The sequence below is a fragment of the Enterorhabdus sp. P55 genome (assembly GCF_009911695.1).
Lineage (GTDB): Bacteria > Actinomycetota > Coriobacteriia > Coriobacteriales > Eggerthellaceae > Enterorhabdus.
In genome coordinates this window covers 1-8540 of the sequence record NZ_QWKK01000095.1, presented here as the reverse complement: position 1 = coordinate 8540, position 8540 = coordinate 1, and the positions used below count along the sequence as shown (strand labels likewise).

The 8540-nt window shown below is 73.9% G+C and carries 5 protein-coding genes; 3 read left to right on the top strand and 2 right to left on the bottom strand.

Annotated elements, in window-relative coordinates:
* A partial coding sequence (locus D1643_RS08725) for a MarR family winged helix-turn-helix transcriptional regulator (RefSeq protein ID WP_370520321.1) occupies positions 1–254 on the top strand: 254 nt, incomplete at its 5' end.
* Positions 251–694 (top strand): DUF523 domain-containing protein, encoded by a 444-nt coding sequence (locus D1643_RS08720; RefSeq protein WP_160709321.1) that lies wholly within the window; start codon positions 251–253, stop codon positions 692–694. The genes D1643_RS08725 and D1643_RS08720, both read left to right, overlap by 4 nt.
* Before the next feature lie 413 nt (positions 695–1107).
* On the opposite strand, the gene D1643_RS08715 is transcribed toward D1643_RS08720, so the two are convergent.
* Together D1643_RS08715 and D1643_RS08710 are read right to left on the bottom strand one after the other, a co-directional pair.
* Positions 1108–4440, bottom strand: a complete 3333-nt coding sequence (locus tag D1643_RS08715; protein ID WP_160709323.1) for a DEAD/DEAH box helicase — start codon at positions 4438–4440, stop codon at positions 1108–1110.
* 226 nt (positions 4441–4666) lie between these two features.
* Positions 4667–7372: an excinuclease ABC subunit UvrA gene (locus D1643_RS08710; protein ID WP_160709325.1), complete on the bottom strand. Its 2706-nt coding sequence runs from the start codon at positions 7370–7372 to the stop codon at positions 4667–4669.
* Between the two features lie 917 nt (positions 7373–8289).
* Between D1643_RS08710 and D1643_RS08705 the strand changes: the two genes are divergently transcribed.
* Positions 8290–8540 (top strand): hypothetical protein (locus D1643_RS08705; RefSeq protein ID WP_160709327.1); only part of this gene is annotated, 251 nt, incomplete at its 3' end.

The following is an 8540-nucleotide window of genomic DNA, read 5'->3' as shown; positions in this document are numbered from 1 at the left end:
TGACGCTGGCCACCCTCACCATCTGCGTGAACCGCCTGGTTGACAAGGGCTATCTCATCCGCGAGCGCGACACGGCGGATCGCCGCCGCGTGCTCGTGTCGCTCTCGCGCAAGGGGCGCCAGGTGTACCGCGCGCACCGCCTGTTCCACCGTCAGATGGTCGACGAGGCCCTGGGCACCCTCTCTGACGAGGAGGAGCGCGTGCTGGCGGACTCCCTCATGAAGGTGCGCGCGTTCTTCGAGGAGCGCGCGTGATCCTGGCTGTGAGCGCGTGCCTTCTGGGTGATGCGTGCCGCTACGACGGCGCGGCGAAGCCCTGCGCGCGCGTGGCCGCGCTGGCCGCGCGCCACGAGCTCGTACCGGTGTGCCCGGAACGGGCCGGCGGCCTGCCCGTGCCGCGTCCGCCCGCGGAGATCGTCGAGCGTGATCCGGTGCGCGTGGCCGACGCGGCGGGATCCGACGTGACGGCGGCCTTCTGCGCCGGCGCCCGCCGCAGCCTGGAGGAGGCGCTGGCCGCCGGCTGCGCGGGCGCGGTGCTCAAGGCGCGGTCTCCCTCGTGCGGGTCGGGCGCCGTCTACGACGGCACGTTCGCGGGCGCGCTCGTTCCCGGCTGGGGCGTGGCGGCTGCCCTCTTCCGTGAGGCGGGGCTGCCCGTGGTCGACGAGGACGCCGACTTCGCGTCCCTGGGATGGTGACCGCCGCTCGGGGTCGTGCGTGGTCGCGGGCTGGGGCTTGGCGGCACCTCGGCGGGGCGACTGCCACATTTTGGGCCTCAGGCGGCACTGATTGGCAGTTTGGTACGGTCTGAGGGGCCATGAGCCCCCGCTTACGCGATCTCTGGCGCCTTACGGCTAGGGCCAACCTGGGCAAACGTCGACGCAGGGTCCGCGAGTGCTGCTGCGAACCGTACCAAACTGCCAATCAGTGCCATTTTCGCGCGAAAACGTGGCAGTGGCGCGGTGCGTGGGCGCCGCACGATCCTTGGCGCGCGGCTCGCGTGGGTTCTGGCGGGAGCGCGGCGCGCTGACGGGCTCTGGGGCGCGGCTCGCCTCGTGCGTTGATGGATCCCGGCGCCGGACGCCGTCAGGCGGGGCGGGCGGCCGGCGCGCTAGTCGCCGGTGAGCAGGTCGATCAGGTCGTCTTGGGTGAGCGTGGCCAGCGACACGCCGTCGCTCGCGCCGATGACCGCGGCGGCCAGGTCGGCCTTGCGCTCCTGGAGGCGCAGGATGCGCTCCTCGATGGTTCCCTCGGCGATGACGCGGTAGACGCTCACGGCCTCGGTCTGGCCGATGCGGTGGGCGCGGTCGGTGGCCTGGGCCTCGGCGGCGGCGTTCCACCACGGATCGGCGTGGATGACCACCGAGGCGCCCGTCAGGTTGAGCCCCGTGCCGCCGGCGCGCAGCGACACGAGGAACACGGGCGTGTCGTCGGCGTTGAAGGCGTCCACCAGCTCGACGCGCTGCCGCTTGGGCGTGGCGCCCGTGATGACGTAGTAGGGCACGCCCTCGCGGTCGAGCCGCTCGGCGATACGCGCCAGATACGTGGTGAACTGGGAGAACACGAGCGCCTTTTGCCCGCCGTCGCGCGCCTCGCCCACGAGGTCCATGAGGGCGTCCATCTTGGCGGCGCGCCCGCGGAAGTTCTCGTAGACGAGCGCCGGATCGCAGCAGAGCTGCCGCAGCCGCGTGAGCTCGGCGAGCACCTCCACCTTGCGCTCGTCGAAGCGGCGGCCATCCTTGGGCTTGGGCGCGGCGATGTCGGCGCGCAGGCGCTGCTCGTGGGCGGCGTAGAGCTTGGCCTGCTCGCCGCGGAGCGGGACGGCCACCACGCTCTCGAGCTTGGGAGGGAGGTCGGGCAGCACGTCGGCCTTGAGGCGGCGCAGCACGAAGGGCCCCACGAGTGCGGCCAGGCGGGCTGCGGCGTCGGCGGCCTCGGCCTCGTCGGGCTCCTCCTCGCGGCCGAGGATGGGGGCCTCGAAGCGCTGGGAGAAGCTCGCGTAGGACCCGAGCAGCCCCGGCATGAGGAAGTCGAAGATGCTCCAGAGCTCCGAGAGGCGGTTCTCCACCGGCGTGCCGGTGAGCGCCAGGCGCAGCGGCGCGGTCAGGCGCTTGGCGGCGCGGGCGGTGAGGGTGGCCTGATTCTTGATGTACTGGGCCTCGTCGAGCACCACGCAGCCCAGGTCGCGCTCCTCCCAGGCCTCGGCATCGCGGCGCAGGAGGTCGTACGAGGTCACCAGCACGTCGGCGCCGTGGGCGCGCACGCGGTCGCGATCGCGCTTGGGGCCGGCGACGGCTGCGGCCGTGAGGGAGGGGGCGAAGCGGCGCAGCTCGGCCGTCCAGTGGTAGACGAGCGAGGCCGGGCACACGATGAGCGTGCCGCCCCCGGCGCGCAGCTCCTCGGCCCGCGCGAGGAGCAGGGCGATGAGCTGCACCGACTTGCCGAGGCCCATCTCGTCGGCGAGGATGCCGCCAAGCCCCAGGTCGGCCAGGGCCGAGAGCCACCCGAAGCCTTCGCGCTGGTAGGGGCGCAGGGTGGCCCGCAGGTCGGCGGGCGGTGCGTAGGCGGTCACGTCGACTGCGCGCAGGCGCTCGACGTAGCGGTGGAAGCCCTCGTCGCGCCGCGCGTCGGACAGAGTCTCGTCCAGGTAGAAGGCGCGCCAGGCGGGCAGCTCCACGTGTCCGGAGGCCAGGTCGGCCGCAGAGAGCCCCAGGTCGTCGGCGAGCCGCTCGAGCTCGGAGAGGTCGTAGCCCTCAAGGCTCAGGAACGCGCCGTCGCGCAGGCGGTGGTAGCGCCGGCGCTGGCGGTAGCTCTCGAAGAGCGCCGCGAGCTCCTCGGGCGGCAGGTCGGCAGAGGACACGTCCAGGTCTATGAGGCTGCCGTGAAGCGAGAGCCCCACGTCTACCCGCGGCTTCCCATCGGCGATGAGGCGGTCGAAGGCGGGCGTGGTGAACACCTCGCCGAGGGTCTGGAGGCGCGAAAGCCCGCCGAAGAGCAGGCGCTCCACGCCGTCGCCGTCGGCGAGGGGGAGGGTGGCGTCGGGGCGGAAGTAGGCGGAGAGCACGTCGCACGCGCGCCGCTCGGCGGCCTCGTCGCGCAGCGGGGTCGGGCCGGGCCAGGCGCCGGCGCGAGCATTCGGGCTGGTGGGCGCGCCGGGGGCCGCGATGCCGACGGTGACGGGCGCGCCGTGGGCGGCCTCCACCTCGGTGGCGAGCGCGTGGGGCGGCACGGCCAGGGGCAGGCGCGCCTCGCCGTAGACGGCGTGGGCGAGCATGGTGACCGCGTGGCCCTCGCGGTCGAGGCGGAACTCGAGCGTGCAGGGCACGGGGCGGTAGCGGTCGATGTCGGCCGGGGCACGCACGTCCAGGTGCTCCTCGAGCAGCGGCAGCACCTCCGCGCAGAACAGCGGCAGGTCGGCCGCGGCCACGAAGAGGCGCTCGTCGCTGGACTGGTAGACGGCGCGCAGGAAGTCGGCGCACCGTGCGAAGGCAGGCGTGCAGCGGTAGAGCAGGTCGTCCTGGACGACGTAGAGGCGCTCGCCGGCGGCCGCGAACACGAGCGGCTCGTCGCGCATGATGGTGTAGCCGCCCGGATCGAGCGCGCAGAGGCGCAGCGTGAGGGCGGGATCCTCGTCGATGGCGCTCACCTGGTTGGTGCGCCGGAGCACGCCGTCGCCGCCCTCGAGCGTGAAGGTGCGCCCGCCCTCCAGGTCGATGAGCTCCACCACCTCGGCCTCGGTGAGGAAGAGCTCGCGGTCGGTGCCGCCCTCGCGCCCGGCGCGCCGGGCGACCAGGCGGTTACGCGCTGCCACCGCCCGCGCGATGAAGCCGGCGAGCGCCCGGCCGTGGGCGGTGAAGGCCTCCGGCGCGTGGGCGAAGGCGAGCTTCTGCCCGTAGGCCACCGTCTCGCCCGTGCGCAGCGCCGTCGCGAACTCCGCCAGCGAGCGCAGCGCGTAGCCGCCGCGCGGGCCCACGACGCGGAAGCGCGCCGTCCAGCTCTCGTAGGCGTAGCCCAAGATGAGCTCTACGTCCACGGCGTCGCGCAGCGCCTCGTGGGAGGCGCGGCGGGCGCGGTCGAGGTAGGCGGCGAGGGCGGGGCTCGTCTGGGGCGCGGCATCGGGGCGCCAGCCGAGGAAGCCGTCGGGGCGCGCGAGGTAGGCGAGCGCGAGCGCGGCGGCGTGCTTGCACATGCCGTCCGCGCCGCGGAAGGCGGGGCAGGTGCAGGAGTAGTCGATCACCGCGCCGGCGGCCTCGTCGAGCGTCGCCGAGGTGCGGTAGCGGTCAGACCAGCCGGCGCTCGAGGCCACGAAGGCCGACAGCGTCACCTCGCCGCCCGCGTAGCGGCACTGGCGCGTGAGGATGTCCTGGTCGCGCGCGGCGATGGCCCGCGCCCGCTGAAGCGTGCGCGCCGAGCAGTGCCGCGCTATCTCGTCCTCGGTGATCATGCCTTCTCGGCTCCTCTCGATCTGTCCTGGCCTGTTCCGGCCTTTGCGGCCCGGGGCCTCGGGCTCCGGCCGTCCGGCTCCCCGCGCCCGGGGCAGGGCTTCGGTCGCCTCCTTGCTGCGGAATCATGTGGTGGGGCACCACGTGATTCCTCGCTGCGGGGGGGGGCGCTCCCTTCGCTCCGGCCCCGGGCGCGGGGAGCCTGCTCGGGCTCGGCGCTGCGGGCGCTCAGCCTCGATGCTCCTGGTGCTCGGCGTCGCCATCTTCCACCTGCTGGCCCGCCAGCGCCGAGCGCAGGTAGCGGCCGGTGACGCTGGCGGGATCGGCCGCCACCTGGGCCGGGGTGCCTGCGGCCACGATGCGGCCGCCGTCGGCGCCGCCGCCCGGCCCCAGGTCGATGACGTAGTCGGCGTTGGCGATCATGTCCAGGTCGTGCTCGATCACCACCACGGTGGCGCCGTGCTCGACGAGGCGCTGGAGCACGGCGACGAGGGTGGCTACGTCGAGCGGGTGCAGGCCGATGGTAGGCTCGTCGAACACGAAGAGCGCGTCGGCCTGGCTGCGTCGCATCTCGCTCGCCAGCTTGAGGCGCTGGGCCTCGCCGCCCGAGAGCGCGGGCGTCGCCTCGCCGAGGGTGAGGTAGCCCAGCCCCAGGTCGTGGAGGGTCTGGAGCTTGGCGTGGGCCTTCTTGAGCCCGCTAAGCGCCTCGAGGGCCTGGTCCACCGTGAGCGCGAGCAGCTCGGGCAGCGCGAGGGTGCGCACGGAGGCGAGGTCGTCAGCGTGGCTGGCAGCGCCGGCCGCGGAATCGTCGTCGCGGGCGCGCTGCGGTTCGGTGGCGTCCCGGGTGACCTCGGCGCCCCACGGCGCGCGGCTGCCGGGGGAGTCGGCCGCGGCGCTGCCGCCCACCGTCATCTGGAGGGCGTAGGCGTCCGCGCCGTAGCGCGCGCCGCGGCAGTCGGGGCAGGGGATGTCCACATCGGGGAGGAACTGCACGTCGAGCGAGATCTGGCCGGTGCCGTCGCAGGTGGGGCAGCGCAGGCTTCCCGTGTTGTAGGAGAAGTCGCCCGCCTTGAGGCCGCGCTCGCGCGCCTCGGGCAGCTGGGCGAAGGCGCGCCGCAGGTCGTCGAGCACGCCGGAGTAGGTGGCCACGGTGGAGCGCACGTTCACGCCGATGGGCGTGGCGTCCACGAGGTTCGCGCGCGTGATGCCAGGCGCGTCCACGTCCACGACGTGCGCGGGCAGCGTCCGTCCGGCGATGCGTGCCTGAAGGCCCGCCACCAGGCTCTCGAGCACGAGCGTGGTCTTGCCCGACCCCGACACGCCGGTGACCGCGGTCAGGCGCTTTCTCGGGATGCGCGCCTCGAGGGGCCTCACGGTGTGGAGGGCGCTGGTCTCCAGGCCGATGGCGCCCTCGTCGAAGACGTGCTCCGGCGCGACGGGCGTGCGCACGCGCACCTTCGCCGTGCCGGCGAGGAGCGGGCCGATGCGGCTGGCGGGGTCGGCTTCCACCTGGGCCACCGTTCCGCTTGCGATGACGCGCCCGCCGTCGGCGCCCGAGCCGGGGCCTATCTCGATGAGGTGGTCGGCGTGGCGCAGCACGGCGGTGTCGTGATCGACCATCACCACCGAGTTGCCGTCGGCGATGAGGTCGTCCATCACGCCGAGCAGGCCCTCCACGTTGGCCGGGTGCAGCCCGATGGAGGGCTCGTCGAGCACGTAGAGCACGCCGGTGGTGCGGCTGCGCACGGCGCGCGTGAGGGCCACGCGCTGGCGCTCGCCGTTGGAGAGCGTCGCGCTCGCGCGGTCGAGGGAGAGGTAGCCGAGCCCCAGCTGGCCGAGGCGCTCGAGGGGCTCGGCCGTCTCCGCGATGATGGCCTCGGCCATCGGGCGCAGCTCCGCCGGAAGCCCGGGGCCCACCGTGGGCAGCCAGGCGCGCAGGCCGTCGAGCGTGAGGGCCGCCGCCTCGGCGAGGCTTTGCCCGTCGATGAGGCTGCCCCGCGCCCGCGCCGAGAGCCGGGTGCCGCCGCAGTCGGGGCACGTGTCCTCGGTGAGGAACTTCGCCACGCGGGCCATCCCCTTCTCGTCCTTGGCCTTCGAAAGCGCGTTCCTTACCGTGTTCACCGCGCTGTAGTAGGTGAAGTCGAGCTCGGTGGCGCGGTCCTTGCCCTTGGGGACGTAGAGGATGTGGCGCTTCTCCATCGGGCCGTGCAGGACGATCTCCTTCTCCTCGTCGGTGAGGTCGCGGTAGGGGACGTCAGTGCGCACGCCCATCTCGCCGGCCACCTGGCTCATGAGCGACCACATGAGCTGGCGCCAGGGGGCCACGGCCCCCTCGTCGAGGGTGAGGGAGGGATCGGGGACGAGGGTGGACTCGTCGATGGTCCGCACCACGCCGGTGCCGCCGCAGGTGGGGCAGGCTCCGGCGCCGTTGAAGGCGAGGTCCTCAGCGGAGGGACCGTAGAACTCGACGCCGCAGGTGGCGCACGTGAGGGGGCGCTCGGCGGCCACGTTGAGCGAGGGCGGGTTGAGGTGTCCGTTCGGGCAGCGGTGGGCGCCGACGCGCGAGAACAGGAGGCGCAGGTGGTTGAGAAGCTCGGTGGACGTGCCGAACGTGGAGTGCACCCCGGGGACGCCGGGTCGCTGGCGCAGGGCGAGGGCGGCCGGCACGTGGCGCACCTCGCAGGCCCCGGCACGGCCGGGCTGCGCGATGCGGCGGCGCGTGTAGGCGGAGAGGGCCTCCAGGTAGCGGCGGGAGCCCTCCGCGTAGAGGACGCCGAGGGCGAGCGAGCTCTTGCCGGAGCCGGAGACGCCGGCGATGCCGACGAGCTGGCGCAGGGGAACGTCGACGTCGAGGTCGCGCAGGTTGTGCACGTGCGCGCCGCGGACCTGGATGGCGTCGGGGGAGGGGGGCGTGGGGGAGGTCGGGTCGGACATGGGGTCTCCAATCGTGGGGCGCCCGGCGCCGGGATGGCGCGAGGCGACAGACCATTCTACCGCGCCGCGCCTGCAGGGTGCAGCGGCGAGACGCGTGTTGGGCGGCGATTCGTTGCCCGCGGCGGTCGTGAGGGGCGGGGTTGGAGCGGCGATCCTCCGGTTTTTCGGCCCCGGCTGCAGATTTTGACGGTTTTGCACTCTCGGGAGACGCGGGAGGGGCGCTCGGGCGTGGGAGGCCCGATGCCGACCAGGGCAAACGACGGAGGGCGGCGTGCGCGGGGCCTTGGACGGCGGAGGGACGGGTGCAAAACCGTCAGAATTTGCGGAGCCCGCCGAAAACGCCAAGGCGCCTCGATGGGGCAGCGGGCAAGCGGCGGGCGTTTGGGCGCGTGGGCGGCTCTCGGCGAAGCGCGCGTGGCGGGCCGGAACGGGGCCGGCGGGCCAGGGCGAGAGGGGGTGACGGGCGTTCGTGGCGGGGTGCGTCCGGCCGCCGCGTCGGCGGTGCGTGCGGGGTGCGTCTGCGGTGCCTTCGCATCCAATCTCGCGAGTTGTCCGAGGGCCTGACGCGGGCTGTCGGCCTCCTTGCGGGCTTCGATATGCGCGACCTGGGGAAACGCCGGGGTTCTCGCATGGTGGCGCCTCGGATTTCAGTTCTCGGGGCTGACGAGCCTCAGATAGCTCGCGAGATTGGATGCGAAACGGCGCGAGGCCGAACGAGGAGGGCCGCTCGGCCGCGTGGCTCAGGCGGTCTTCGCTGGGCGGGGCGCGTGGTAGGCTGGCGGTCTTCGCGAGGCGGGGCTGTGCGGCGGCCGCTCGCGGCGGTTGTCGCGCGAGGAACCCCGCACCGCCGAGCGATCATGCAGACGGCCCCGCTCGCGGCGGCTGTCGCGCGGGAGGAGGGACGGGGTTTGGATACAATGACGAGGACGGAAAACGAGGCAGCGGAAGAGGCGATGGTGGCGGATACTCGACAAGATGGCCGCAGCGCGGCGGAGCGGGACGGCGTGCGAGCGGATGCGGAGCTCGTGGCGGACAACGCGGACGCGGCCCTGGACGCGGCGCTGGCGCTCGTGCGCGAGGCTGCGGCAGCGGGACGGCGCGCCTGCGTGGTGACGGCCTCGGCGGAGCTGGCCGCGTCGGTGCGGCGGTCGCTGGCCGCGTCGGGCGG

Bases quoted from the DNA above. Each gene is read 5' to 3' on its own strand.
- D1643_RS08715 (WP_160709323.1), bottom strand. From the start codon at position 4,440: ATGATCACCGAGGACGAGATAGCGCGGCACTGCTCGGCGCGCACGCTT.
- D1643_RS08710 (WP_160709325.1), bottom strand. From the start codon at position 7,372: ATGTCCGACCCGACCTCCCCCACGCCCCCCTCCCCCGACGCCATCCAG.